This is a genomic window from Synechococcus sp. PCC 6716, from assembly GCF_022570815.1.
Taxonomy (GTDB): domain Bacteria; phylum Cyanobacteriota; class Cyanobacteriia; order Thermosynechococcales; family Thermosynechococcaceae; genus Thermosynechococcus; species Thermosynechococcus lividus.
Genome location: NZ_JAKLTU010000007.1, coordinates 40,408 through 64,905, shown reverse-complemented (window position 1 = coordinate 64,905; position 24,498 = coordinate 40,408). Strand labels below are relative to the sequence as shown.

General features: G+C 54.7%; 22 protein-coding genes. 12 read left to right on the top strand and 10 right to left on the bottom strand.

All coding sequences use genetic code 11. The features are described from left to right. Window positions 1-4: 4 nt before the first annotated feature. The gene (locus L5220_RS05780) at window positions 5-157 is read right to left on the bottom strand and encodes a hypothetical protein (protein ID WP_448527651.1); all 153 of its coding nucleotides are present in this window, start codon (window positions 155-157) and stop codon (window positions 5-7) included. A gap of 9 nt (window positions 158-166) precedes the next feature. After that, complete coding sequence (locus L5220_RS05775; RefSeq protein ID WP_499572270.1) at window positions 167-661, bottom strand: pentapeptide repeat-containing protein; 495 nt, start codon at window positions 659-661, stop codon at window positions 167-169. A gap of 189 nt (window positions 662-850) precedes the next feature. On the opposite strand from L5220_RS05775, the gene accC reads away from it, so the two are divergent. The 8 genes from accC to menD all read left to right on the top strand — a co-directional run bounded on the left by accC (window position 851) and on the right by menD (window position 9,669). Then, the gene (gene accC / locus L5220_RS05770; protein WP_499572268.1) at window positions 851-2,212 is read left to right on the top strand and encodes an acetyl-CoA carboxylase biotin carboxylase subunit; all 1,362 of its coding nucleotides are present in this window, start codon (window positions 851-853) and stop codon (window positions 2,210-2,212) included. Next, window positions 2,212-3,288 (top strand): undecaprenyldiphospho-muramoylpentapeptide beta-N-acetylglucosaminyltransferase, encoded by a 1,077-nt coding sequence (murG, locus tag L5220_RS05765; RefSeq protein ID WP_499572266.1) that lies wholly within the window; start codon window positions 2,212-2,214, stop codon window positions 3,286-3,288. Before accC ends, murG begins: the two co-directional genes overlap by 1 nt. A 20-nt stretch (window positions 3,289-3,308) precedes the next feature. After that, a complete protein-coding gene (locus L5220_RS05760) occupies window positions 3,309-3,797 on the top strand; it encodes a low molecular weight protein-tyrosine-phosphatase (protein ID WP_499572293.1) in 489 nt (162 codons plus the stop codon). After that, a complete protein-coding gene (purM, locus tag L5220_RS05755; RefSeq protein ID WP_499572264.1) occupies window positions 3,797-4,816 on the top strand; it encodes a phosphoribosylformylglycinamidine cyclo-ligase in 1,020 nt (339 codons plus the stop codon). The genes L5220_RS05760 and purM overlap by 1 nt, the downstream gene beginning before the upstream one ends. Window positions 4,817-4,933: 117 nt before the next feature. Then, a complete protein-coding gene (locus L5220_RS05750; RefSeq protein ID WP_499572262.1) occupies window positions 4,934-5,890 on the top strand; it encodes a UDP-glucuronic acid decarboxylase family protein in 957 nt (318 codons plus the stop codon). Between the two features lie 13 nt (window positions 5,891-5,903). Continuing rightward, window positions 5,904-7,283 (top strand): UDP-glucose dehydrogenase family protein, encoded by a 1,380-nt coding sequence (locus L5220_RS05745; RefSeq protein WP_499572260.1) that lies wholly within the window; start codon window positions 5,904-5,906, stop codon window positions 7,281-7,283. 7 nt (window positions 7,284-7,290) lie between these two features. After that, window positions 7,291-7,923 (top strand): ribonuclease HII, encoded by a 633-nt coding sequence (gene rnhB, locus L5220_RS05740; protein WP_499572258.1) that lies wholly within the window; start codon window positions 7,291-7,293, stop codon window positions 7,921-7,923. Window positions 7,924-7,926: 3 nt separating this feature from the next. Further along, on the top strand, window positions 7,927-9,669 hold the full coding sequence (menD, locus tag L5220_RS05735; RefSeq protein WP_499572256.1) for a 2-succinyl-5-enolpyruvyl-6-hydroxy-3-cyclohexene-1-carboxylic-acid synthase: 1,743 nt from the start codon (window positions 7,927-7,929) through the stop codon (window positions 9,667-9,669). On the opposite strand, the gene miaB is transcribed toward menD, so the two are convergent. Together miaB and grpE are read right to left on the bottom strand one after the other, a co-directional pair. Next, on the bottom strand, window positions 9,599-10,975 hold the full coding sequence (gene miaB, locus L5220_RS05730; RefSeq protein WP_499572254.1) for a tRNA (N6-isopentenyl adenosine(37)-C2)-methylthiotransferase MiaB: 1,377 nt from the start codon (window positions 10,973-10,975) through the stop codon (window positions 9,599-9,601). The genes menD and miaB overlap by 71 nt on opposite strands. A 5-nt stretch (window positions 10,976-10,980) precedes the next feature. Beyond that, window positions 10,981-11,691 (bottom strand): nucleotide exchange factor GrpE, encoded by a 711-nt coding sequence (gene grpE, locus L5220_RS05725; RefSeq protein ID WP_448513923.1) that lies wholly within the window; start codon window positions 11,689-11,691, stop codon window positions 10,981-10,983. Window positions 11,692-11,989: 298 nt separating this feature from the next. On the opposite strand from grpE, the gene L5220_RS05720 reads away from it, so the two are divergent. Next, window positions 11,990-12,457, top strand: coding sequence for a hypothetical protein (locus L5220_RS05720; protein WP_499572252.1), 468 nt, complete (start codon window positions 11,990-11,992; stop codon window positions 12,455-12,457). A gap of 59 nt (window positions 12,458-12,516) precedes the next feature. Here L5220_RS05720 and L5220_RS05715 read toward each other — a convergent pair whose 3' ends face one another. The 5 genes from L5220_RS05715 to L5220_RS05695 form a co-directional block, all read right to left on the bottom strand. Continuing rightward, complete coding sequence (locus L5220_RS05715; RefSeq protein WP_499572250.1) at window positions 12,517-12,864, bottom strand: hypothetical protein; 348 nt, start codon at window positions 12,862-12,864, stop codon at window positions 12,517-12,519. A gap of 303 nt (window positions 12,865-13,167) precedes the next feature. Next, window positions 13,168-14,373: an LPS export ABC transporter periplasmic protein LptC gene (gene lptC, locus L5220_RS05710; RefSeq protein ID WP_499572248.1), complete on the bottom strand. Its 1,206-nt coding sequence runs from the start codon at window positions 14,371-14,373 to the stop codon at window positions 13,168-13,170. Beyond that, on the bottom strand, window positions 14,360-15,049 hold the full coding sequence (locus L5220_RS05705) for a LabA-like NYN domain-containing protein (protein WP_448513919.1): 690 nt from the start codon (window positions 15,047-15,049) through the stop codon (window positions 14,360-14,362). The genes lptC and L5220_RS05705 overlap by 14 nt, the downstream gene beginning before the upstream one ends. A 52-nt stretch (window positions 15,050-15,101) precedes the next feature. Further along, on the bottom strand, window positions 15,102-16,697 hold the full coding sequence (gene metG / locus L5220_RS05700) for a methionine--tRNA ligase (protein ID WP_499572246.1): 1,596 nt from the start codon (window positions 16,695-16,697) through the stop codon (window positions 15,102-15,104). Between the two features lie 74 nt (window positions 16,698-16,771). After that, window positions 16,772-18,874, bottom strand: a complete 2,103-nt coding sequence (locus L5220_RS05695; RefSeq protein ID WP_499572244.1) for a hypothetical protein — start codon at window positions 18,872-18,874, stop codon at window positions 16,772-16,774. Window positions 18,875-18,972: 98 nt separating this feature from the next. Between L5220_RS05695 and pxcA the strand changes: the two genes are divergently transcribed. Next, window positions 18,973-20,358: a proton extrusion protein PcxA gene (gene pxcA / locus L5220_RS05690; RefSeq protein WP_448513916.1), complete on the top strand. Its 1,386-nt coding sequence runs from the start codon at window positions 18,973-18,975 to the stop codon at window positions 20,356-20,358. Here pxcA and L5220_RS05685 read toward each other — a convergent pair. Then, entirely contained in the window at window positions 20,282-22,576 is a 2,295-nt protein-coding gene (locus L5220_RS05685) for a heavy metal translocating P-type ATPase (RefSeq protein WP_499572242.1), read from the bottom strand. The genes pxcA and L5220_RS05685 overlap by 77 nt on opposite strands. 154 nt (window positions 22,577-22,730) lie before the next feature. On the opposite strand from L5220_RS05685, the gene L5220_RS05680 reads away from it, so the two are divergent. Beyond that, window positions 22,731-23,483 carry a TIGR00297 family protein gene (locus tag L5220_RS05680; RefSeq protein ID WP_499572291.1) on the top strand — a complete coding sequence of 251 codons (753 nt, stop codon included), beginning with the start codon at window positions 22,731-22,733 and terminating at the stop codon, window positions 23,481-23,483. Between the two features lie 35 nt (window positions 23,484-23,518). Continuing rightward, on the top strand, window positions 23,519-24,466 hold the full coding sequence (locus L5220_RS05675) for a glycosyltransferase family 2 protein (protein WP_499572240.1): 948 nt from the start codon (window positions 23,519-23,521) through the stop codon (window positions 24,464-24,466). Window positions 24,467-24,498: the final 32 nt, after the last annotated feature.

The window sequence follows — 24,498 nt, the reverse complement described above, 5'->3', positions numbered from 1 at the left end:
TTGCTCAATCACGCCGGAACAACGACCAGTTAGAGGCAACCGCTAATGCCGCTGCCGCCACCAATAGGACAGGGAGCGGCAATACCCACTGCCGTGCCATCAGAATCGCTTCTGTCAGCAGGAATAAAATAACAAAACTCGTAACGGCAATTCCCATACGCTGAGACTAACGACGGCGGGGAACGTCAAGGGGGAAAAATGCTTTTTCGCCGTTGGGGAGGGTGGCATCGCGGAAGGTGCGCACCCGCGCGAGGCGATCGCGCCCTCCCAAGGCTGCATTCACCATTTGGGCACCTGTCAGTACGGCACGGTCAAGGCGTGTAATGACGAGGTTGGCCTCAGAGAGGTTTGCATTTGTCAAGTTCGCCCCCGTTAAATCTGCATTATTCAGGGTTGCCCCTGTTAAGTTGGCACGGCTGAGATTAGCACCGCGTAAGTTCGCCGCACTGAGGTTAGCTCCCCGTAAATCTGCCCCTTGGAGGTTACGCCCCCGTAGCTGGGCATAGCTGAGATCGCAGTTGGGGCAATGCCCCGTACGGCGCAGTTGCTCTAAATCAGCGGGATTAGCGGCCAAGGCAGGCAACCCCATCGAGAGCAGTAAAAGCATGGCGGCGACGTTTGCAATCATGGTACTGAGGAATAACAGTTCTTGCCTGATCATAGGCATACTGCGCCAACATTGACACTCTGCTATGCCAAATCTCAGGCGCTGGGCACAAGCTCGTCGTTGCTGGAGTTTTCCCGCTAGGGAGCGGTATCCTAGTGACCTGAGCAGTGCTGAGGATGAAGGGGCGTGGGTTCACGCTCCATGGTAGCATTAAGGATCGCTTCCCCCCTATCGTTCTCGGTCATGGCATTTACAAAAATTCTCATCGCGAATCGCGGCGAAATTGCCCTACGCATCCTGCGTACTTGTGAGGAGATGGGGATTGCCACGGTGGCGGTGTACTCAACGGTGGATCGCCATGCCCTACACGTGCAACTGGCGGATGAAGCCGTTTGTATTGGTGAAGCTCCCAGTGGTCGCAGTTACCTGAATATCCCCAACATTATTGCGGCGGCGTTGACCCGTCATGTGTCGGCCATCCACCCAGGCTACGGATTTTTAGCAGAAAATGCCCGCTTTGCTGAAATTTGTACTGACCACAAAATTGCGTTTATTGGGCCCAGTCCGGCGGCAATGCTGGCAATGGGAGATAAATCTACCGCTAAAGCCACTATGCAGCAGGTTGGGGTTCCTACGATTCCGGGGAGTGAGGGGTTGGTTCACGATGAAGAGACGGCTCGGGCGATCGCCAATAAAATTGGCTATCCCCTCATGATTAAAGCCACCGCAGGGGGGGGTGGGCGCGGCATGCGCTTGGTGCGATCGCCCGAAGAATTGGGTCGCTCCCTCAGTGCTGCCCAAGGCGAAGCGGAAGCAGCGTTTGGCAATGCGGGGGTGTATCTAGAGCGCTTTATTGAGAATCCTCGCCACATTGAAGTGCAGATTCTCGCCGATAGTTACGGCAATGTCATTCATTTGGGAGAGCGGGATTGCTCGGTGCAGCGGCGCCACCAAAAACTCCTTGAAGAGGCACCCAGTCCAGCCCTAACACCAGAGCTACGCGCCCAGATGGGTGCTGCTGCGGTGGCGGCTGCCAAGGCCATTGACTATGTAGGAGCCGGAACCATTGAGTTTCTGCTAGACAGCCACAACAATTTTTACTTTATGGAGATGAACACCCGCATTCAGGTAGAGCATACCGTTACTGAAATGATCACGGGGCTGGATCTCATTGCCGAGCAAATTCGCATTGCCCAAGGGGAAGCCTTACGGCTCACACAATCTGAGGTCAACTTAAGAGGACACGCCATTGAATGCCGGATTAATGCCGAAGATCCTGAGCGCAACTTTCGCCCTCACCCCGGTCGCATTAGTGGCTATCTGCCACCGGGTGGGCCTGGGGTGCGCATGGACTCCCATGTTTACACCGACTACGAAATTCCACCCTACTATGACTCCCTCATTGGTAAGTTAGTGGTGTGGGCTAGCGATCGCCCCGCGGCCATTGCCCGCATGAAACGCGCCCTGCGCGAATGTGCCATCACCGGCGTTCCCACAACGATTCCCTTCCACCAGCAGGTAATGGAAACGCCGGAATTTCGTAGTGGCGTGGTTTACACAAACTTTGTGGATAAACTCATGACCACCTTAGGCTGGAACACCTAATGGCCACGCCGCCGAAGCTGCTGATTGCCGCCAGCGGTACCGGGGGACATCTCTTTCCTGCCCTCGCTGTGGCCGCCACTCTCACGGACTATGAGATCCATTGGCTGGGGGTGAGCCACCGCCTAGAAACAGACCTCGTGCCCCAGCAGTATCCCCTGCACACGATTAACTTTAGTGGCATGCAGGGGAAAACACCATGGGCAAAACTACGACCCCTGTGGCAGTTCCTTGGGGCATTTTGGCAAACCCGGCAGTTGCTCAAACGCAGCCAGTTTCAGGGGGTCTTTACGACGGGTGGCTATATTGCTGCCCCAGCGATTCTTGCGGCGCGGAGCTTAGGGTTGGTGGCTATTCTCCACGAGTCTAATGCTCTACCTGGCAAAGTGACCCGCGCTTTAGCACCGTGGTGTACCGTAGTGGCCTTAGGAACCCCTGCCAGCCTGCCCTACCTTGCAAAACGCAAGGCTAACCTGCGGGTCACGGGTACGCCAGTCCGACCCGATATTCTTCATCCTGGACCATTGGAACTGCCGATTCCACCAAAGGCTCCCCTCATTCTGGTGATGGGGGGCAGCCAAGGTGCCGTGGCTATTAACCGTCTGGTTCGGGAGGTCGTGCCTCAGTGGCTAGCGGCGGGAGCATGGGTGGTGCACTTGACAGGTCAAAACGACCCAGAAGCAACAGCCGTGCAGCATCCTCACTATGTGGTGTTGCCTTTTTTTGAGCCTATGGGGCCACTGTTACACCGCGCTGATCTTGCCATTAGCCGTGCTGGTGCGAGTGCCCTCACAGAACTGACCCTCACGGGTACCCCCGCTCTATTGATTCCCTATCCCTACGCCGCAGAGGATCATCAAACCGTCAATGCTCAGGTGTTGGTGAGCGCAGGTGCTGCGGACATGATTCCCCAAGCTCAACTTACGGGCGATCGCCTCGGACAAATCATTTTAGAATGGCTAGGGCAGCCGCAAAAACTGCAACGGATGGCAGCCAATGCCCGGCGCTTGGCCGTGCCCGATAGCACCCAGCAGGTCGCTGGGCTGATCCGCTCCCTGATTCCACCTGTTGAACCCTAAACCCAGCCAAATTTATGCCAATTCGACTGTTGTTTGTTTGCCTTGGGAATATCTGCCGCTCTCCTGCTGCTGAAGGCATTATGCAAGATCTCGTGGCCAAAGCAGGGCTTGCCGATAAGATCCAGTGTGATTCTGCGGGTACCAGTAACTTCCACATTGGCGATCCTCCCGATGCCCGAATGGTGATGACCGCCCGTCAGCGCGGCTTACACCTGAACAGTCGAGCACGCCAGTTTCACCACGGCGATTTTGAAGAATTTGACCTCATCTTAGCCATGGATCGGGACAACTATCAGGATATTCTCCGCCTTGATCCGGAGGGAAAATACCGCGATAAAGTGCGTTTGATCTGTGACTTTTGTCAGCAGCACACCACCAAAGATGTCCCCGACCCTTACTACGGGGGTCGCCAAGGCTTCGAGAAGGTCTTAGATTTGCTAAACGATGCCTGTGCCGGACTGTTAACCTACCTTCAGCAGACCTATCCCCAACTACAGGAGCAGCCTTGATGGACTATCGCACCGCAGGAGTTGATGTGGCAGCAGGGCGGGCATTTGTGGAGCAGATTCGACCCCTTGTGCAACGTACTCAGCGACCAGAGGTGGTGGGTCGCTTAGGGGGGTTTGCCGGACTGTGTCGTCTGCCGAGTAACTATCGCCAACCGCTACTGGTCTCAGGCACCGATGGGGTAGGCACCAAGCTGAAGCTAGCACAAACGCTGGGTCGTCACGATACCGTGGGGATAGACTTAGTGGCGATGTGTGTGAACGATGTCCTCACCTGTGGAGCAGAACCCCTCTTTTTCTTGGACTACATTGCCTGTGGTCACCTCAGTGCCAACATCCTGACAGCGGTGGTAGCCGGGATTGCGAGCGCCTGCGAAGCAGCAGGCTGTGCCCTCCTGGGGGGGGAAACCGCAGAGATGCCCGGCTTCTATGGTGAAGGGGTCTATGATCTCGCTGGTTTTTGTGTTGGGGTGGTCGAAGCAGATCAGGTACTGGATGGCTCGCAAGTACAACTGGGGGATGTGGTGCTGGGGCTAGCGAGTTCAGGGCTTCACAGCAATGGCTTTAGTTTAGTGCGCAAAATCGTGGCGGATCGCCAGTTGAGTTGGCAGGAAACCCCCGTGGGCGATCGCCCCCTTGGAGAACTGTGCCTAGAACCAACACGGCTGTACGTACAGCCCATTCGCGCTGCTTTGAAGGAACAAATTCCCCTGCACGGTATGGCTCATATTACCGGCGGTGGCCTGCCCGAAAATTTGCCCCGCTGTTTGGGGCACGGCCAGTCTGTGGCGGTAAACCTAAACTCATGGCCAATTCCACCGCTGTTTCAGTGGCTTGGCAAGGTGGGGGAGGTCAGCCAGCAGGAACTGTTGAATACCTTTAATATGGGCATTGGCTACACCGTCATTGTCCCCCCCGCCGCAGTAAAAGACGCACAGAGCTGTTTTGAGCGCTTTGGCATTACCAGCTACGAAATTGGAACCGTGATCAATGGTGATGGCACCTTGACGTTCTGCCCCTAACAGGTTTAACGCTAGTCTTACGCCCACTGCCCAGTGAACTCATGCTACCCTGAACAAAGGTTGCAGAGCCGCAGCCAACCTCATCATGCTCTTAATAATCTTGATAATGAACTAAAAATGCGTATTCTTGTAACCGGCGGTGCGGGTTTTATTGGTTCCCATCTTGTGGATCGGCTGATGGACGCTGGCCACGAGGTGATTTGCTTAGATAATTATTTTACCGGCACTAAGCGCAATATCCTACGGTGGCTGGGTCACCCCAATTTTGAGCTGATTCGCCATGATGTCACCGACCCTATCCGTCTTGAGGTCGATCAGATTTACCACCTCGCCTGCCCCGCCTCGCCGGTGCATTACCAGTACAATCCGGTCAAAACCATTAAAACCAACGTCATGGGCACACTGCACATGCTAGGGCTAGCCAAGCGAGTCAAGGCGCGGTTCCTGTTGGCCTCCACGTCAGAAGTCTATGGCGATCCGCTGGTGCATCCTCAATCAGAGTCCTACTGGGGGCATGTGAACCCCATTGGTATTCGCTCGTGCTATGACGAGGGCAAGCGGGTTGCTGAAACCCTCGCCTTTGACTACCACCGTCAAAACAATGTAGCGGTACGAGTAGCACGGATTTTTAACACCTATGGCCCCAAAATGCAGGTTAATGATGGCCGCGTTGTCAGTAATTTTATTGTGCAAGCGTTGCAGGGAACTCCCCTCACGGTCTATGGCGATGGCTCCCAGACCCGTAGCTTTTGTTACGTCAGCGATTTAGTCGAAGGACTCATTCGGTTGATGAACAGCGAGCATACCGGCCCCGTGAACTTGGGGAACCCTGACGAATATACGGTTCTGGAGCTCGCCCAAAAAATTCAAGCCCTGATTAACCCCAGTGCTGAGATTCAGTTTAAGCCCCTCCCCAGTGATGACCCGCAACGCCGCCGCCCCGATATTACGGTGGCGCGAACCCTGTTGGACTGGCAGCCGAGTGTGCCGCTATCGGAGGGACTGCGCCGCACGATTCCAGACTTTGCCGAGCGGTTAGGGGTGCCCTATACGCCTATGATGGTCGAAGTTTAGGGAGGCAGAGACAATGCGGGTTTGTGTCATTGGCACGGGCTATGTGGGCTTGGTCACTGGGGTGTGCTTGGCCCATATCGGCCATGATGTGATGTGTATTGATAACAACATCGATAAGGTCAAGCTGCTGCAGCAGGGGGAGTCGCCCATTTATGAGCCAGGGTTGACGGAGCTGTTACGGGGGTGTATTGCCAGCAACCGCATTCACTTCAGTAGTGATCTGGGGGCAGGGGTGGAATTTGGCGAGGTGCTGTTTATTGCGGTGGGGACGCCCTCTCTCCCCAATGGCGAAACGGATACCCGCTATGTCGAGGCGGTGGCGCGGGGGATTGGTGCCCACCTGCATCTGGGCTACAAAGTCATTGTCAATAAGTCCACGGTGCCCATTGGTTCTGGCGACTGGGTGCGGATGATTATTCTCGATGGGGTGGTGGAGCGAGAACCGGAGCTAGCGGATGCCATTAAAGCGGGTGCCACCCACCCTCCGTTAGATTTTGATGTGGTGAGTAACCCAGAATTTTTGCGGGAAGGCTCGGCGGTTTACGATACCTTTAACCCCGATCGCATTGTCTTAGGGGGCAGTAGCCGCAAGGCCATTGCTCTGATGCAGGAGCTTTACGCACCGATTATTGAGCGCAAGTATGCTGCAGATCCCAATGCGCCCCCTGTGCCTGTCCTAGTGACGGATCTCAGTTCGGCGGAAATGATTAAGTACGCGGCTAATGCCTTTTTGGCCACCAAAATTAGCTTTATTAACGAAGTTGCCAATATTTGCGATCGCGTCGGCGCGGATGTGGTGCAAGTGGCCAAAGGGATTGGCCTAGATTCGCGCATTGGTGAGAAGTTTTTGCAGGCGGGGCTAGGCTGGGGCGGCTCCTGTTTTCCGAAGGATGTTTCTGCCTTAATCCATACTGCTGATGACTATGGCTATGAAGCCCAATTACTGAAAGCAGCGGTACAGGTGAACCAACGCCAGCGCTTTTTGGTGATCGAAAAGTTACAACAGGTTCTAAAAATTCTGAAGGGCAAAACCATTGGCTTGCTCGGGCTTACGTTTAAGCCCAATACTGACGATCTGCGGGATGCCCCTGCGCTTCACTTAATTGAGGAACTGCATCGCCTGGGTGCCAAGGTGAAGGCGTACGATCCTCTAGTGTCCCAGACGGGGCTGCGCTCGGGTCTGTCTAACGTGATTGTGGAAACGGATCTGCACCACTTGGCGGATGGCTGTGATGCCTTGGTTCTGGTGACGGACTGGCCGCAGTTTCGTGAGGTGGATTATGGCGCTGTTGCCAAGGTGATGCACCAACCCGTGATTGTGGATGGCCGCAACTTTCTAGACCGCAAAGCCCTAGAGGGGTTGGGCTTCCGTTATATGGGGATCGGGCATTAAGGCAGCCATGCCAACGGTAGCCTATGAACAGCAGTACTGGCAGCAGGGCTATTCCCGTGTTGCTGGTGTAGATGAAGTGGGGCGGGGGTGCTTGGCAGGGCCGGTGGTGGCAGCAGCAGTGATTCTGCCGCCGAACTGTGCCACTATTGCTGGGGTACGCGATTCTAAGCGGTTAAGCCCAAAGCAGCGCGATCGCCTCTTTACCCTCATTCAACAGCAGGCGATTGCCATTGGGGTCGGCATGGCCAGTGTTGTGGAAATTGATGAGGTGAATATTTTGCAGGCTACGTACCGGGCAATGGTGCGCGCCCTTGAGCGGGTTGCCCCGTGGGATTACGGGTTGATCGATGGCAAACTTAGCAAAACTGCGCCTTTTGAGCGGGCGATTGGGATTGTGGGGGGCGATCGCTACTGTTATAGTATTGCCTGCGCCTCTATCATTGCCAAAGTCCGGCGCGATCGCTTCATGGCGCGGCTGAGCCACCGCTATCCTCTCTACGGTTGGGAGCGGAATGTAGGCTATAGTACCCCCCAGCATCGCCGCGCCCTCCTGCAGCAGGGTGTAACGCCATGGCATCGGCGCTCCTTTCTCAAGCAGTACGGGGAGCACGCATCTCCCCTACCGTTATCTTTGGAGTAGCCCATGCTCCTGACGCAAAATCTGAATGTTTTTTGGGCCAGTGTTCTTTTTGAAACCCTCTATCGACTGGGATTGGGTACTGTTGTGGTCTGCCCGGGATCGCGATCGGGGCCGTTGGCCGTTGCAGCGGCAGCTCATGCCCAGTTAGAGGCCATTCCCATTTTGGATGAGCGCTCTGCTGCCTTTTTTGCCCTAGGGCTGGCTCAGCAGCAAGGAACCCCTGTGGCCTTAGTGTGTACCTCGGGCACAGCAGCAGCGAACGTTTACCCAGCCATCATTGAAGCTAGCCTGAGTCATCTGCCCCTTGTTGTTCTGAGCGCCGATCGCCCACCGGAGTTGCGAGGCTGCCAAGCCGGACAAACCATCGATCAAGTGCGTCTGTACGGCTGCTATGTGCGCGAGTTTCGGGAACTGAGTCTGCCAGACTTAACTCTTATGCCTTACCTGCGCCAAACCCTCAGCCACTGTTGGCAGCGCTGCCTGTGGCCGGATCCGGGGCCTGTGCACCTGAATATTCCCTTCGCTGACCCCCTAGCGCCAGTAGTGGATGCCAGCTTTATCGCTCCAACCCTAGAAGAAATGGGGTTTTTTCGCGCCCTCAAACCACCTTGCCCACTTGCGCCTATTCCAACTGCCTTACCGTGGTCAGACTGGTGCGGCCATCCCAAGGGACTGATTATTGCTGGGCCTAGTCATACGCCGCAGCCCCACACTTATGCCACCGCTGTTGCACGCCTGAGTGATTATTTACAGTGGCCGATTCTCGCTGATGCCCTCTCCCCCTTACGGCACTACGGCTGCCCAAATGTGATTGCCCACTACGATCTATTGTTGCGATCGCCCCACGTGCAAGACGCACTATGCCCAACCGCTGTTCTGCAATTGGGGCCTCTTCCCACCAGTAAGCCCCTACGGGCGTGGCTCAAGCAAGCAGATCCGTTGATTTGGTGTTTGGATGCAGTTGCCGATAACAATAATCCCCTCCACGGTCGCAGTGTTACCCTAGCGGTGGATCCAGTGCACTTATCGCCAGTGGTGTCGCCTGAGCGCCGCTCACCCACCCCTTCCTCCGCCTACCTAGATCAGTGGCTCTATCTTGACAAGAGCATCGCCAACGCATTGGCGGCAACCCTAGATGCCATTGACTGGCACTGCGATGTCAAACTAATTCACCGCCTCAGCCAGATTCTTCCCAGCAATACAGCAGTGTTTGTGGCCAGTAGTATGCCGGTTCGGGATGTTGAAAGTGTTTGGGTCGCTAGCGATCGCCACTATCGCTTTTACTTTAATCGCGGTGCCAATGGCATTGATGGCACCCTTTCTAGTGCCTTAGGAGCCGCCCACCGCGGCCAGCCCACGGTTCTGATTACCGGCGATCTGGCCTGTCTTCACGATACCAATGGCTGGCTCATTACACCACAGTTCCACGGCTCCCTCACAGTTGTCGTCATCAACAATCAGGGGGGCGGCATTTTTGAGCACCTACCTATCCATGCGTTTGAGCCACCCTTTGAAACCTTCTTTGCCACTCCCCAAACCGCTACCTTAAGCCATCTTGCCGCGGCCTATGGTGTGCCCTACCACACCCTTGAGGACACCCTAGACCTTGAGAAGCACCTCCAAGATGGGTCGGCTGCCAAGGTACGGCTGCTAGAGTTCCACAGCGATCGCAAACTTAATGCCCAGTGGCGGCAAGAGGTGCTGGCGTGCGTGGCAATGGCTCTAAAGGTTCCCCACTCAAACTAAAAGCACGAGCCTCCGTAATCTGGACACGCACCAACTGCCCCCGCAACGCTTCGATCTCTCCCTGTAAATAGGTGAGACGATTGCCATCCGTGCGGCCATAGACCTGCGTGGGGTCTTTGGGGTTCACCCCCTCCACTAAAACCACTTCTGTGCGTCCTAGATAGCGCTGGGAGCGGTCAGCCGCCACGGTTGCCACAAGATGATTGAGCCGCTGAAGGCGATCCTCTTTCACCGCCTCCGACACTTGGTCCGGCCAAGTGGCCGCCGGCGTATTCGGACGAGGGGAGTAGGCCGCGGTGTTTAACTGATCAAACCCCACCGTTGCGACTAAATCAAGGGTGTCGGCAAACTGCGCCTCTGTTTCTGCCGGAAAGCCCACAATGGCATCGGCACTGATTGCTGCATCGGGCATATAGCGGCGAATGGTGTCAATAATGTGCAGATAGCGCTCCCGCGTATAGCCCCGCCCCATTGCCTTGAGGATGTCATTATTGCCCGATTGAAAGGGAATGTGAAAATGCTTGCACACCTTGGGCAACTCGGCACAGGCTCGGATCAACCGCTCTGTAAAATAGCGGGGGTGACTGGTGGCAAAGCGGATGCGCTCAATGCCGGCCACATCATGAATGTAGTAGAGCAAATCCGTAAACGTATGCTGGCGGCGACCCTCCGGCGTAATTCCGGGCAAATCTCGACCGTAGGCATCGATATTTTGCCCCAAGAGCGTTACCTCGCGATACCCTTGCGCAGCCAGTTCCTCAATTTCTGCACGGATGGCGGCGGGTGTACGGGACTGTTCCTGACCCCGAACCCCCGGCACCACACAGTAGGTGCAGCGCTCGTTACAGCCGTAGATGACATTCACCCACGCCGTTACCGTACTGTCGCGACGGGGCTTGGTAATGTCTTCGACAATGTGCAGAGGTTCCGTAGCCACGACTTGGCTGCCGCTCCACACCTGCTCTAGAAGTTCACCAAGGCGATTGGCGTACTGTGGCCCCATCACCAAATCGACTTCCGGCACGCGCCGCAGGAGCTGCTCTCCTTCCTGCTGTGCAACGCAGCCTGCCACCACCAGCGTTAGATTGGGGTTTTGGTGCTTACGCTTTGCTTGGCGGCCAAGGTAGGAGTAGAGTTTTTGCTCTGCGTTATCGCGAATCGTGCAGGTGTTGTAGAGTAACACATCTGCCTGATCTGGCTCAGCAACTGGCTCTAAGCCCATAGCCTCTAAAACGCCGGCCATCCGCTCGGAGTCGGCCTTGTTCATTTGACAGCCAAACGTCGTGATGTAGTAGCGGCGTGGCATTTTGCTTACACATCCGTGACATCATTGGTCGGATTCATCTCGCTGCCACCGTCCTCTTCTGGCGTTGCTGCCACTTTAACCATGGCGTGTCGCAGCACGCGGTCTCCGAGCATATACCCCCGCTTCAATTCTTCTAGGACTGTTCCTTCAGGGTGCTCGCTGGTGGGTTCTCGCATCACCGCTTCGTGGTGGTTGGGGTCAAAGGGTTTTCCTTCCGGTCGCATGGCAGAAACCCCAATACGCTTCAGGCAGTCCACTAACTGCTTATACACCCCTTGATAGCTGCGGTGGATTTTTTCCTCTGCTTCCGTGGCCGTCTGAATATGGGTACGCGCTAACTCAAAACTATCGACGACAGGCAGTAGCTCCGAGATGGTTTTGCATTTAATTTGCACCTCTAGCTCTTCCTTTTCCCGCTGTGTCCGCTTGCGAAAGTTTTCAAAGTCAGCGGCTAGGCGCATGTACTGAGTGTTCCGCTCTTCAACAAGCTGGGAGAGACTTGCTTGCGCGGCTTCTAGGGCGGCAATTTTTTCGAGCAAGTCTGCCCGATCATCAGCTAACTCGGCAGCAGTCGCGTCTGCCGCTACAGCGTCAGGCGTTTCAACGGTTTCTGCTGTGTCTGCCGTTTCAGTCTCTGCTTCGTTAGCGATCGCTGTATCGGTGGCCAGTGGCTCCGAAGCATCAGTGACAGAATTGGTTATGGTTTCATCACTCATAGGTTGACTCAAATCATGCCCCTACGGTTACAAATAAAAAAGCCTACTGCAACGTGAAGATATTGCACGGTGCGATCTTAATTAGCCTAGCATTTAACTATTGTATCAAAGTGTAATAATTTCGGACATCTTGACTTCACCCCCAATGTTACTGGCCACAGCTTGTAAGTTTTGTAGCTTTTACGCTATAGCAGCTATTGGCATTGGCTGCATGGGATGGAACTGCGCACTTACCTCCTCCGTCCAAGACATACGATAAAAATGTCCAAAAATATATTTGAATGGTGAGAGGTTGATCATGTTACTGTGTCCAGTCATACCTAGTCTGATCCTGTGTAGCACATTAATAGGCACGCCCCCCGTTTTAGCACAACTCTCCCCAGCCCCCCCTTCAGAGACCTTTAATCCCTTTGGGGTTGACAACCCGGTTCTACAGCGGGCACGGAACTGGGCGCGACAGGCAGCGGAGCGAGCCAACGGGGGGCTTAGTCGCTACCGTGCTGAAGAGTCGATGTTTGGGCCGGCCAGTCAGTCACCGTTTGTTGAGAATGGCGATGGCTCCTTTACCTTTCGGTTTTTAGGAGGACCGCCAGCAGCACCGCCTACGATTGAAAGTATCGTGACGGTGAATCCAGATTCGGCAAACCCGATGATCCGGATTGACTATAATGGTCCAATTCAGGCTCAAGAGGCTGTCACTTCTCCCAGTATTGACCCCATGAATCCGATGCCTGCGCCAGAACTATCCAATACCAACACTTTGTAATTGCCAATCTGACAGCGCGGGCTCTATACACCCTACGATTCTTACTAGTTAGCAATTAGTTAGCGACGGCAAACAGCGCGGGCAATATCACCGCCAACGGTACCGGGGGGATAGCTCTTGGTACCGCTCCAATCCCAACCGTAGTACTCACTTTTGACATCGTACGGATTACAGGAGGCTGTTGCCTTATGCCAATAGTCATCACCACGGGTGGAAAGGCTAAAGTCCACTTGGGTGATGCCATTACTGTTAGTGTAAAAGCGGCGCGAATCCATGTCTGCAGTATAAACGCGGCCCCGGCTATCGCGGGCAACTTCAACTTCCCGCTCTGCTAGAACCGGGGGGGCGATCGCTACTGTCAAACCGAGGGTAGCGGCTCCGAGGAGGGCAAAGGAAGGGCGCAGCATTATGAATAACTCCTTGACCTAAGGAACGATGGTGTTGCGATTCTAGCAATTGCGCCCAATAATCATTGCGGTTAGTAATAAATCGTTTCTAGAATTTAGACATGATGACATTTTTTTAGATAGTCCTGAAGACGTAGTGCTAAACAAGTGTAGTGCTAAACAAGTAAGGATGCGTTGTAATGCTGAACAACGTACCCGATCCCCCCAATGTGATTCTCTAGTTTTTTGAATAACGTCCGAGGCACTAGCAGGAGTCACTGAGAAGCCCGCACTCTATGCGTTAGCGTGAGGGTCCGGAGTATGTCACGGCAATCGCACCTGAATAGGGACTTGGGTTTGCACGCGGCCCGTAACGATGACTTCTTGGCGATCGAGCCAGCCTTGGGCCTGCTGACCGCGCACCTGAATGCGCGGGTTGGCTTGGTGATAAAACACGCCGCCTTGGGCTTCGACTTCCTGCTGGGGCATGCGCCACACCAGTTGCGCCGTGCGCAGGGTGGCATTAGGCCGCTGGATTTCGACGTGGCCGCTGGCCTCCACCTGTTGTTGAGAAATCCGCCACGTCAGGCGTTGTGCCCGTAGTTGCGCCGCTTGGGGCTGACTTTGTAAGCGTGCATTCTCAAAGATGGCACGATTATCGTCTAAAAAGAGAACACCGCGACGGGCTTGGCCTGTGATCCCTTGGGAGGGGTATTCGACGGTGAGAGGGGCATCACTGATGATTTGCTGACGGTCGATCCGCCACTGGATCAGCTCTCCCCGAGCCAAGAGCCTAGGTTCCTGCAAGTCCACCTGTACCGATCGCCGTAGGGTGACCTGCTGCTGCGGAATTGACCATTCGGCTTCTTGGGCACGGAGGCGATCGCCAGCAACGCCTACGACTGTAACCCCTCCAGCCCCCCCCACACCGGCCAAGAGGCGCTCCTGCTCCTGTTGCCACACGAGGACATCGGTGCTGAGGCGCAGATCTTGTGCTTCAGGCAGGCTGGACGTGACCTGCACCGCCTTCAGTGCTCGCAGTTCTTGGCGTTGACTGTCTGCTTCTAACCGTTGCGCTGTGATAGCCACTTGCGGATAGCGAATTTGTAGGTTTTTCTGCGCTTGCAGTAGGGCGCGATCGCCCCGCCACACAAACTGATCCGCAACAATCGTTCCCCTAGCCGCAACATCGGTCACCGTGGTTCGCCCCTCAATCCAGAGTTGGTCATTGCGCTGCCGAACCTTGACGGCTTTCGCCTCTAGGGTGTAAGTGGGCTTGCCCGCCACCCGCAGATCCCCGCGCAAATTGTCGATCTCAATTTGCTGGAGACCCCCATCACTGTAGCGAGCACCGTCTGCCTGTAGTAACCAGAGAATCTGCCCTTGATCATCCGTCTGCCGCAGGGTCAGGTTTTGCAAGCGAACTGCTCCGGTCACTTCTGGCTCTGGGGTGGGTTCGTCGCCAATCCAAGCATCGACCCAGCCACACCCCGCCAAGCTGCCGAGGAGGACAAGCCTAAGCAGGGGCATTATTGTCCAAATTGTCCAACGGTTCCAGCGGCGATGTTCCAGCATTCGCAGACTCAGAGACATTGTCTTCCCATGATGTACTCGATAGCTCCGGAGGTGTCAATCCACCGGTTAAAGGGCGGTAGGTATAGGTTGTCCGCGGTGCTTTTTGGATGTCTTCGCGAATACTTTCAAGGTCAATGTAGCGATCGGCAACGTTAATAAGGCTATCGCTGGTCATCGAGCGCAAACTGACTACCTCGACCCGTGCTCCCCGATAACTGACTGCATCAACCGCATAGGCCAAATCTCCATCGCCACTGACTAGAATGGCTGTGTCATAACACCCCACTAAGGCCATCATATCAACGGCAATTTCAACATCTAGGTTGGCTTTTTTAGAGCCATCGGGTAACTGCACAAGTTCCTTAGAGACAACCCGGTAGCCATTGCGCCGCATCCATAAGAGGAACCCTTGCTGTTTCTCGTTGGAGGGATCAACTCCAGTATAGAAAAAAGAACGAAACAAACGAGAGCCTTGGGTCAGATGGCAAAGCAGCTTTGAGTAGTCAATTTCAATACCCAATTGCAATGCTGCATAAAATAGATTTGAACCATCAATAAAAATGGCAATCCGACCCCGATTTTGCAGCACGTGTTCAGGACTGTAAATCACAGATGTAGAAGATGTAACCATGCAAAAACCATCTCAAAAAAATGTTTTATGTAAATGGAGGTATTACTCTAGCCTAGTTCGGGTCACTGGGGACTGGGGCTAGGACTGAGAGCTTTTGAAATACTGGCGCTGGCTGAGACAAGGGCTGACCGGCAGGCAGAACCCCCCAGTGCGCCTGACTATCGGCCAACAATGCTGAGTCGATCACCGATCCATTAAAATTAACACTATAACCCAACTGTTGATAGATAGCTTCACTCAAGTGGGGGATAATGGGCGCAAGTACGTAGGCTAGTAAACGTACGGCCTCTAGAACACAATAGAGAATTTCTGCCACGGCATTCATCTCCCCAGCTTTTGCCCGCTTCCACGGTGCTTCTTCATCTAAGAATTTATTTCCCGATCGCGCCAACCCCAAGGCGAGTTGGCAGACCTCGTGGAAGGCTAAGCGCCGATAAGCCGTCCCGTAGGACTGGCTCACGTGCTCTGCCAATTGCCGGAGAGGATGCTCTGGCGCAATGGCATGGATGTCAATGGCGGGCACCYCGCCGCCAGTATATTTCCATGCCATTTTGAGGGTGCGGTTGAGCAAGTTACCAATATCGTTGGCCAAGTCGGCATTGAGGATATTCACAAAGCGAGTTTCGCTAAAGTCGCCATCGCGGCCAAATTCTACTTCTTTCATGAAGTAATAGCGAACGGCATCCGCACTATACTGCTGCACTAGGGCAACGGGATCGAGGGTATTCCCCAAACTTTTCCCCATTTTCTGACCGTTTTTCGTGAGGAACCCATGGACAAAAATTTGCTCGGGCAACGGTAACCCTGCCGACATGAGCATAGCCGGCCAGGAAATGGCATGGAAGCGCAAAATATCCTTGCCAATAATGTGCAAGTTAATCGGCCACCATGTGCTTAGTGCATTTGCTAGGGTGGGTTCCTGTTCCGGCTCTAACAGTGCGGTGACATACCCTAGGAGGGCATCAAACCAAACGTAAAGGGTATGCTCTGGATCGGTGGGTACCGGAAAGCCCCAGTCAAGGTTCACCCGCGAAATCGAAAAATCTTGCAACCCCTGCTCTATGAAACTCAGGACTTCATTGCGGCGGCTGCGGGGCTGCACAAAGTCAGGATGGGTGGCGTAGTAGGCCAGCAGTGCATCTTGGTACGTCGACAAACGGAAAAAGTAGTTCCGTTCATCGCGCCACTCCACTGGCCGATTGACATGAATGGGACAGCGCTGTCCCTCGAGTAATTCCCGCTCTTCTTTGAATTCTTCGCACTCAACGCAGTACCACCCCTGTTGTTGCCCTAGATAAATGTCGCCGTTGTCCCACACCCGCTGGAAGAACTCCCGAACAATGGCATGGTGGCGCGGACTGGTGGTGCGACTAAAGCGGTCGTAGGTAATGTGTAACTGCTGCCACAGGGCTTCAAAGCCAGCGGCAATTTCATCGCAGTGATCTTGGGGCGTGAGGCCGCGCTGCTGGGCGGTGCGCTCAATTTTCTGGCCGTGCTCATCCGTACCGGTGATAAAGCGCACATGATACCCTTGGAGACGATAAAAGCGAGCAACGACATCGGCAGCAATGGTTGTGTAGGCGCTGCCAATGTGGGGTAAGGCATTGACATAGTAAAGCGGTGTAGTCAGTGAAAAGCGTGGCGACAAGCAGTGGTCTCCCTAGTTGGTTTGCCCGATGGCGTTACAGCACCCTATCAGCAAGCGCACGTAACGTCCGGCGGCTATTGCTGTTTCGGCTTGCCGAGTTGGGAATTGGCTGTATCTATCATACTCCCATCCATGGAACCTGCCGCCAAATCGACGAATGCCAGCAGTGGACCGTCCTGTTCTTTGCCGTTGGCTGCAAGGTCACTATGGCACAGGTAGAGGCGATCGCCCACCCGCGAGCACAGATCAACCAGTAGCTGCTGCAATCGCTCTGATTCAGACTGCCATACCAAGGCACTGGGACTGGCGGTGCCTTGACGTAGAAAGATAGGGGCTTGCCACAGGGTTTGCAGGCCACCATCTTGCCAGCGAGGGCTGCTAGCGTCTAGCCAAAAATGCCAACGATGGGCTTGCTGTGTGCTGCGATACTGAAATGTCGTTGCCAATAGAACCCCTTGGGGTGGGGGGTGCAAGGGGGGCGGATCAGCCGTTACGGTGCCCCGTCGCAGCAGGCGAATCCATTCCTCCAGCCGCTGCTCAGGGGGGGTCAGGGTATGCAGGTGCTCGCAGACCTGCCAGTAGTCCGCGGCGCTCTCTAGGAGTGACCGTAGGGCAGCCAATTCGGTTGCCGGTAAATTTTGTGGCCAGAGGTAGCGCTGAATGGCGGCATCCATCACAGCTGTGGGGGGCTGGGTTGTCGGTAGGCTACTGAGCCACGTGCGAAAGGTTTCGTAGGCAGTGCTGGCTCGATGCCCCAAGCGATCCCAGCGACTATAGTGGCTAGCGGCTAAGAGTTTGAGGGGGCGTGGCTGCAAACAATGGGCGGCTAACAGACCTGCCCGCACCGCATCAATCTCATGGTTTTTGGCGTGGAACACCTCCAATAGTTCGGCGATCGCTCCCGCTGAGCACTCCAGACTGATCCCCGGATAGACCAACATCAGCACTGTTAAGAGGGCACGCACGTAGGGTGATTGAATTAACGGCCGTTGATCGTTGAGAACAACGACGGGAATCCCCTGCTGGCCTAGCTCCGTGGTGAGGACATAGCGGGCAATGGTATCGATCCCCGGACCAAGGATGGCAATCTCCTGCGGCATGACCTGCTGGCTGCGCACTGCCTGGGTCACTGTCGCGCAGATTTGGCTGAGTAACTGCATGCGGGAGGTGGTTTGCAGCGTTACAATTTGCGGCGGCAACTGTGGCTGTGGGGTTGTCAGGAGTTCGGCAACACGAATCCTAGGGTCGCCAACACCGAGGATTGTTTGCTGGGGGGGCGGCAGTTCCTCCACCGTCGCCCTTGCCTTCAAGGCCAAAAACGCATCGGGATCCGCCCCAAGCCCTAGGCGCACTCCACCAGTGGGTTGGTGGCTCAGAACCATGGTGACCGCCTGTCTGGGAATATCTGGCGGGACAGGGATCTCAGGAGGAATGCCACTGGCCAGCAGCCCCAATAGATCAGCAACAAGGGCAGGGTAGTTGTGGATGTTATCGGCCACAATGCCACGAAACCGCCGCCGCAGCGAAAGTTGATAGTCTTGCTGCCGCAGGAGTACCCGGCCAAATAAATCCGCGATGATGCCATAGGTCAGCAGGCTATGTTGGGTACACCAATGTCGCCACCGACTCAGCACCGCCACAATGGCCGCCATCGTTTCTGGGGCAACGGCCACCCCGTGATCGGCCATGACGGTGGAAATCTCTGGCAGATCCATACCCGCAAAGGCCGCTAACTGGAAAATATCCAGCAAATGGCGCACGGCGCGATCGCGATTGTTACTGAGTGCGGCAAAGGTGTTTTGCTCTAAGTCTGAGTGCCACAGTGCCTTCGCCCAAAGAAGTTCCAGTTCCGTTGCCAACCGTAGGGGTGGACGGGCTGCCACTGCGTTGAGCTTGACTAACAGGGGCCAAAACAGCATCACCTCATCCTGCATAAAGCCAAGCGGTGTCGTGATATAGGGAAAGTAACCGGCACCGAGTTTGCGCTCAATTTGGGTGCTGAGATGGTCTCGTCCTTCGCCAGTATCGGCTAACAGCAGGAGCGATCGCTCACAGGAAATGTAGGGCGGACATTTTGGCTGCTCTGGGATCTGCTGCGCCTGTAGCCATTCGGCAATGTAGCCAACGAGGGTGTGGGTTTTACCACTGCGGCTGCCGCCACTAATCCACCGCAACACGTAAGACGACACTCACTAAAATTAAGTTGGTACGATCCTACTACATAGCTTTTGCATAGCTTTGTACATGGCGTGTTGAACAACTGCCGAGAGGAACAATGTCCAGTAACCCCCTTGCCCGCCTTGGACAATGGATTAAGCGTGCAGAACAGTGGTACCTAACAACTCCGGAGCGGGCACTGCAAGAAGCCTACGAGGCTGCTCTCAGCATTCGTAAAATTGAGCTCGAACACTTCGATGGGCAACCCATTAGTCCGCTCAATTTGCCCCTTGGGGAAGTCTCCAACTACTTTGAAACAGAGCTAAAACAACGTTTGAAAACCATTCGGATGCGGATGACAGAATTCCGCGCCAGCCGTCAGTTTTTGCCCCTGTCCCCCAGCCCTGAGCGTCGCCCAGTTTCTGGTGTAGAGCGCAATGGTTCAGCAGCAACCTACACGGTTACAGCCACCGCCAGCGAGGATACCCCAGAACCAACCGTCTATGAAAAACTACGAGTGATTGATGCCACTCTTAACCGCTATCGCCGACAGCGGGAACGAGAACTGAATGCCCTTGCCCGTCCCAGCCTTAGTCACCAAGACCCTGACCAACGACAGCGATCGGCAGCGCTAGATCGTGTCGAGGATGATTCACTGTATTTATCGGAATATATTAATGATGATTTAACCGACGACTCTAAGCTTGACAGCAGTAGCTTTATTCCCCGCTCAATTTTACGAACCGCCGATCGTTTTCGTCGTGAACTCAACTCTGATGAAACCACTGAAACCGAAGTTGTGCGGGATTTTCGCACGTCAAAATTACGAACTCGCTTAGCTGTTCGATTTCTATTACTTCTCATCATTTTGCCCTTGCTGACACAGCAAATTTCTAAAGCACTAATTGTTAGCCCCCTCGTGAATCACTTTAAGGCAGTGGGGCAAATTGAGCGCATTATTAACTCTCAACTTGAAGATAATATTCTTGATGAACTAGCACGATTTGAAAACAAGATTCGTTTTGAAAGTCTTGTTGGTAATGTAGCGGTTTCATCCGCAGAGATTCAGGCTCGTATTCGGGAGAAAGCCATTGAGCTATCGACAGAGTACCAAAAAGAACTTATTGAACCCCTAAAAAATATTCTGTCCGATGCGCTGGGTTTTTCAGTGTTCTTAACGCTGGTGTTTACAGGACAGCGGCAACTGGCTATTGTTAAAGCCTTTTTAGATGAGGTTGTCTATGGTCTGAGTGATAGTGCCAAAGCCTTTGTGATTATTTTATTTACTGATGTTTTTGTCGGTTTTCACTCCCCCCATGGCTGGGAGGTTTTAGTGAATAACACTCTTGAACATTTTGGCTTTCCCCGTAATGAGGATTTTATCAATATGTTCATTGCCACTTTTCCGGTTATGCTCGATACTGTCTTTAAGTATTGGATTTTCCGATACTTGAATCAGATTTCACCGTCCGCAGTAGCGACCTATAAGAATATGAATGAGTAAAGGCATTGACACCCCAAAGTGAGTTGACAACAACCGCAATGGAACTAAACGCCATGCAAGCGGCTGCCACCGCTGGTGTCAAGCTCAGCCCCCACAAGGGGAGCAAGGCACCAGCTGCAACGGGTAACCCCACCAGATTGTAGGCTACCGCCCAGAGCAAATTTTGTTGAATTTTAGCAAAGGTGGCATGGCTCAGGGACAACACCTTTAGGAGATCGCCAAGCTGGTTACGGACAAGAATCACATCCGCTGCGTCAATGGCGACCTCTGTGCCACTGGCTAAGCTAATGCCAACGGCGGCGGTGGTGAGGGCAGGGGCATCATTCAGGCCATCCCCCACCATGGCAACGGTTTCTCCCGCTGCTTGCCATGCCTCAATTAAGGCTAACTTCTCATGGGGTTGCAGATCGGTGTGAATGGCATCTGCTGGCAGGTTCAAGGGGGCCAGTAACGGCTGGGTGGCATGTGCGGTATCCCCTGTCAGGACGTGCACGGCGAAACCTTGGTTTTTTAGGGCTTTTACGGTTTCGATGGCATCGCTGCGCAGGCGATCGCGAAAGGTGCACACAGCAACCAACTGGCGATCGCAGGCTAAGGCAACGTGGGTTGTGCTTGGGTGGGCATTACGGCAGTCAATTCCTTGGCGCTCGAGCCATGCTAAGCGCCCGGCTTGGTAGTAGTGCTCGCCAATCCAACCGCAGACCCCTAGCCCCAACTCAGTGGTGAGATCGGTTACGGCTAGTAGCTCAGCGCAACCATGGGCGCGCTGAATGGCACGGGCAAGGGGATGGGAACTCTCTTGCTCTAGGCTAGCAAGCACCGTGAGCACCTCCTCTTCCTCAAGGGAACCGTAGCGGGTCACAGCCTCTAGCTCGAGTTGACCGCTGGTTAGGGTGCCCGTTTTATCGAAGACAATGGTGGTCAGGTGTTGGCTACGCTCAAGGACATCGCCCCCCCGGATAACCACACCGTTGGCCGCCGCGCGACTGGTGCCCACCAAGAGGGCAATGGGGGTGGCTAACCCCAAGGCGCAAGGACAGGCAATGACTAACACACTCAAGGCCAGTTTCAAGGGTAACAGTGGTGTTGTGAGATTTGGCCAAAAATGGGGCGCGATCGCCCACCAAAACAGCCCTGTAGCAGCAGCCAAGGCCAAAACCCCATAGCCAAAATAGCCCGCAACCCTATCGGCCACTCTCTGGACAGGAGCCTTGCGGTTTTGAGCCTGTAGTACCAACTCTAAAATTTGACCAAGAAAGGCGGCTTGCCCACACCGCTCGACCCGAATCGTCACGGCGGCAGCTTGATTACGACTGCCCGCCAAAACTGTTGCGCCTAGTCCCTTGAGGACAGGTGTGGCTTCCCCGGTGAGCATGGACTCATCCACTAAGGTTTCGCCCGCCACAATTGTGCCATCCGCAGGAAAGGTGTCCCCTGCGGCCACCCAGAGCCAGTCTCCCACCTGAATTTGGCTGACTGGAATGGGCCACGGTTTCCGGCACTCTAAACTGGGCAGCCATGTGGCTTCAAGGGGCTGCAATGCCAGAAGCGATCGCAATCCCTGCTGCGCCCGTTGCCGCACCCCCTGCTCTAGGGTGCGCCCCAAGAGGATAAACCCCAAGATCATCACCGGCTCATCAAAAAAACAGTCCCACCCCAATTGCGGCCATAGCCACGCCACCGTACTCGTACCATAGGCAGCCAACGCCCCCAAGGCCACAAGGGTATTCATATTCGGGCGACCGTGCCACAGCCCCTTGATCCCTTCTCGGACAATATCGCGCCCTGGCAGCAGCAACGCTAGGGTAGCCAACCCCCAATGCCACACCATCGTTTCCAACATCGGCCAGTGGCCGGGCAACAGGTGAATACCATGGCCGAGGCTAGAGAGAATCAACAGCCCAATCGCCAAGGCGGCGAGAGGTTTACCGTCTGAAGGGGGTGGCAGTTGCAGCGGTGCATTCGGTGCCACCAGTGCGGCTTGAAACGTCCCCTGATTGATGTGCTGAACAATTGCGTCTGGACTTGTCAGGCTTGACCCGTAGGTAACAATGGCCGTGCCCGTCACTAAATTGACCGCCGCCGCAGTGACTCCGGGCAACTGCTCTAACTGTCGCTCTAGGGAGCGCACACAGCCTGCGCAACGCAAGCCAGACACCCGCAGCAGCACCGTTGCCGAGGTGGCATCCGATCCATTCAACGTCGAGAGTGGGGACACGCTGTATAACCTCCCAAACAACACCGTGGCAGATCGATACCTCCCATACCCTGCGCCCCCTTGCTATTGTGGCACTCTTGCAGCCGCAGGGTATGATAAGGACTGGCTGAAGCTCGAAGCATTGCACACCACGGTGAATCAACTACTGGATATTATGGTGGCCACACCGCCGTGGCTGGTGGGAATTCTCCTCAACACAGCCTTAGCGGGCCTTGGCCTCTTGAGCCGCCAAACCTTGCTCACCCTTGCCGGACTGCTTCATGCATGGCTACTGGGGGTGCTGATCTGGGGCACCCTTGGCTGGCGAGGGTATCTGGTGGTTATAGTTTACTTTTTAGTGGGTTCAGCGGTGACGCGGGTTGGCATGGCGCAAAAACAAGCGGCGGGCATTGCTGAAAAACGGCAGGGTGCCCGGGGACCAGAGAATGTGTGGGGGTCAGCCTTGACGGGGGCAGTGTGTGCCCTGTTGATCCCGCTACTGCCAAAGGGGCACGACTTATTACTCGTGGCCTTTGTTGCCAGCTTTAGTACTAAACTCTTCGATACCTGTGCCAGTGAAGTGGGGAAAGCCTACGGTCAGCGGACGTTTTTGATTACAACCCTGCAACCCGTGCCGCGGGGGACAGAGGGGGCTGTCAGTCTAGAGGGAACGCTGGCGGGATTCCTAGGGGCGGCGCTCATTGCTGGGCTGGGGTGGGAGCTGGGATTAATGGCGGCGATCGCGGTGCCGATCTGCATATTGGCGGCCTTTCTTGCGAATCTTGTGGAAAGCGTCGTTGGGGCAACCCTCCAAGAGCGTTATACTTGGCTGAGTAACGAGGTAGTGAATGGTATTAATACCACCACAGGCGCACTACTGGCGGTGCTTATGCTGACCGTTACTGCCCCACTGTTGGAGCTGACCTAGGATAATTAGTGTTGGGAACCCGTTCAGCAATCAGAATGTTTTTTAGTGTTGTTATTCCTACCTACAATCGGCGATCGCTGTTGGCCAAGGCACTACAAGCTCTTGAGCAGCAAACTTACAATACTGAACTGCTAGAGGGCTATGAAATTATTGTCGTCGATGATGGCTCAACAGATGACACCCTTTCGTGGCTAGAGGCCAACCAAAAAGACTTGCCCCATGTGCGCTGGTTCACGAAAGAGAATACAGGCCCGGCCGCTGCCCGTAACCTTGGGGTCGAAAAGGCAACGGGAGACATTATCCTTTTTGTTGATAGTGACCTCATTGCCACGCCCCACTTTCTCCAAGGCCATGCCGAAGCACTACACCGCGCCTACACTCAGTACGGCGACGACAAAGTATTTACCTACGGCCACTGCATTGAAACCTGTAACCTAGAAGACCCAACCCGCACCCCAGCTAAAATCACCGATTTTTCAGCGGCATTCTTTGATACCAAAAATGTGGCGATCGCCAAGCACCTGCTGTTCGAGGTCGGCCTCTTTGACACAGACTTCAAAGGGTATGGGTGGCATGATCTAGAACTTGGGCTGCGGCTCAAAAATATTGGTGTTCGCTTAGCTAAAGCCCCCCAAGCCATCGGTTACCATGTTCATCCGCCCTTTACCCTAGAGCAATTGCCCTACTTGGTCAGCAAAGCCATTCAGCGCGGAAAAACCGGTGCCCTTTTTTATAAAAAGCATCCCACCTTTGCCGTGCGACTGATGGTGCAACGCACGGTTTTCCATTGGTGGCTTTGGGGGATCTTGTCCTTGTGGGGGCAGCTAAACGAAAAAACGATGGCACCCTTCTTGCAGTGGCTGATCGAGCGGGGATACTCCGAACTGGCGCTACAGTGCTGTAGTGTGTTTTTGAACTGGTACATTGTCCAAGGGGTACGCCAAAGCAGCATTGCCGAACCGGAACTCCTTGGCGGACAATAGAGATCCGAAGTTCCAGAGCACCGTTCATTGCA

Bases quoted from the DNA above. Each gene is read 5' to 3' on its own strand.
- L5220_RS05780 (WP_448527651.1), bottom strand. From the start codon at position 157: ATGGGAATTGCCGTTACGAGTTTTGTTATTTTATTCCTGCTGACAGAA.
- L5220_RS05775 (WP_499572270.1), bottom strand. From the start codon at position 661: ATGATCAGGCAAGAACTGTTATTCCTCAGTACCATGATTGCAAACGTC.
- accC (WP_499572268.1), top strand. From the start codon at position 851: ATGGCATTTACAAAAATTCTCATCGCGAATCGCGGCGAAATTGCCCTA.
- murG (WP_499572266.1), top strand. From the start codon at position 2,212: ATGGCCACGCCGCCGAAGCTGCTGATTGCCGCCAGCGGTACCGGGGGA.
- purM (WP_499572264.1), top strand. From the start codon at position 3,797: ATGGACTATCGCACCGCAGGAGTTGATGTGGCAGCAGGGCGGGCATTT.
- L5220_RS05750 (WP_499572262.1), top strand. From the start codon at position 4,934: ATGCGTATTCTTGTAACCGGCGGTGCGGGTTTTATTGGTTCCCATCTT.
- L5220_RS05745 (WP_499572260.1), top strand. From the start codon at position 5,904: ATGCGGGTTTGTGTCATTGGCACGGGCTATGTGGGCTTGGTCACTGGG.
- rnhB (WP_499572258.1), top strand. From the start codon at position 7,291: ATGCCAACGGTAGCCTATGAACAGCAGTACTGGCAGCAGGGCTATTCC.
- menD (WP_499572256.1), top strand. From the start codon at position 7,927: ATGCTCCTGACGCAAAATCTGAATGTTTTTTGGGCCAGTGTTCTTTTT.
- miaB (WP_499572254.1), bottom strand. From the start codon at position 10,975: ATGCCACGCCGCTACTACATCACGACGTTTGGCTGTCAAATGAACAAG.
- grpE (WP_448513923.1), bottom strand. From the start codon at position 11,691: ATGAGTGATGAAACCATAACCAATTCTGTCACTGATGCTTCGGAGCCA.
- L5220_RS05720 (WP_499572252.1), top strand. From the start codon at position 11,990: ATGTTACTGTGTCCAGTCATACCTAGTCTGATCCTGTGTAGCACATTA.
- L5220_RS05715 (WP_499572250.1), bottom strand. From the start codon at position 12,864: ATGCTGCGCCCTTCCTTTGCCCTCCTCGGAGCCGCTACCCTCGGTTTG.
- lptC (WP_499572248.1), bottom strand. From the start codon at position 14,373: ATGCCCCTGCTTAGGCTTGTCCTCCTCGGCAGCTTGGCGGGGTGTGGC.
- L5220_RS05705 (WP_448513919.1), bottom strand. From the start codon at position 15,049: ATGGTTACATCTTCTACATCTGTGATTTACAGTCCTGAACACGTGCTG.
- pxcA (WP_448513916.1), top strand. From the start codon at position 18,973: ATGTCCAGTAACCCCCTTGCCCGCCTTGGACAATGGATTAAGCGTGCA.
- L5220_RS05680 (WP_499572291.1), top strand. From the start codon at position 22,731: ATGGTGGCCACACCGCCGTGGCTGGTGGGAATTCTCCTCAACACAGCC.
- L5220_RS05675 (WP_499572240.1), top strand. From the start codon at position 23,519: ATGTTTTTTAGTGTTGTTATTCCTACCTACAATCGGCGATCGCTGTTG.